Source organism: Burkholderia sp. TSV86, assembly GCF_001522865.1.
GTDB lineage: Bacteria > Pseudomonadota > Gammaproteobacteria > Burkholderiales > Burkholderiaceae > Burkholderia.
Window position 1 is genome coordinate 1 of sequence record NZ_LOWB01000071.1, and the last position, 1,235, is coordinate 1,235.

The window sequence follows — 1,235 nt, forward strand, 5'->3', positions numbered from 1 at the left end:
TGATCGGCCCCCAGCAAACAGTGCCATGATGTAGTCGAGTTTTCGGCGGACTTTTTCAGTATGAAAGGAGCCGTACGATGAAACGCAAGCGCTTCAGTGTCGAGCAGATTGTGGCGGTGTTGAAACAGGCCGAAGCAGGGATGCCGGTAGCGGAACTGATTCGTCACGTGGGCATTTCGGAGCAAACCTTCTATCGCTGGAAGAAGGTGTATACCGGTTTGCAGACGGACCAGGTGCGACAACTCAAGCAGCTCCAAGACGAGAACGCCCAACTGAAGAAGGTGGTCGCGGAGCTGACGTTGGACAAGGCGATGCTGACCGACGTATTGAAAAAAAAGTGGTGAAGTCCTCGCCGAGGCGCCACGTCGTGGATTATCTCAAGTCCGCCTATGGAGTAGCAGAGCGGCGTGCCTGCCGCCTGGTGGCCATATCGCGCTCGGTGTACCAGTATCGCAGCCACCGCGACCCGCAGACTGCATTGCGGCAGCGCATGTGTGAAATCGCGGCGACGCGGGTGCGCTATGGTTACCGCAAGATACGCGTACTGCTGCTACGGGAGGGCTATCAGGTCAGCAAGAATCGGCTGTACCGTCTGTATCGTGAGGAAGGGCTGTCGCTGCGCTACAGGCCAAATCGCAAGCGGCGTGCACAGATGAGCCGCCCGGCACGTGCAAAGACGACGGCGGCAAATCAGGCGTGGAGCTTGGACTTCGTCGCCGATCAGCTTTCGAACGGCCAGAAGTTCCGCGCGCTGACCATCATCGACGTCTTCACGCGCGAGGCACTAGCCATCGATGTTGGCCAGCGACTGAGCGCTTCAGATGTCGTGCGTGCACTGGATGAGCTGAGGAGCAAACGCGGAGCACCCCGCACGCTGTTTTGTGACAACGGCTCGGAATTTACGAGTCAGGTGATGGACCTATGGGCTTACCATCACAAGGTCGAGATTGCCTTCAGCCGGCCCGGCAAGCCAACGGATAACGCATTCGTGGAGTCGTTCAACGGCACGCTACGAGACGAATGCCTGAACGTGCACTGGTTCACATCGCTGGCCGACGCCAGGGAGCAGATTGAACGATGGCGGGTCGAATACAACGAGAGTCGTCCTCACAGGGCTCTCGGTGAAGTGCCGCCCGCCGAATACGTCCGTCAGTTGGGCCTGCAGGCCCAACTGACGGACCAACAGAACGCCGAAGACTAACACTGCCTTTGGCACTGAAAACCGGGACCGTTCA

1 protein-coding gene is annotated in these 1,235 nt (G+C 58.5%); it reads left to right on the plus strand.

Translation table 11 applies throughout. The features are described 5' to 3' along the window. Window positions 1-77 precede the first annotated feature (77 nt). Window positions 78-1,201, plus strand: a protein-coding gene (locus WS68_RS10790) for an IS3 family transposase (protein ID WP_156429462.1) whose coding sequence is annotated in 2 segments (ribosomal slippage) — window positions 78-339 and window positions 339-1,201 — 1,125 coding nt in all. Because the reading frame shifts where the segments join, the coding sequence is not laid out codon by codon here. The last annotated feature ends 34 nt before the right edge of the window (window positions 1,202-1,235 follow it).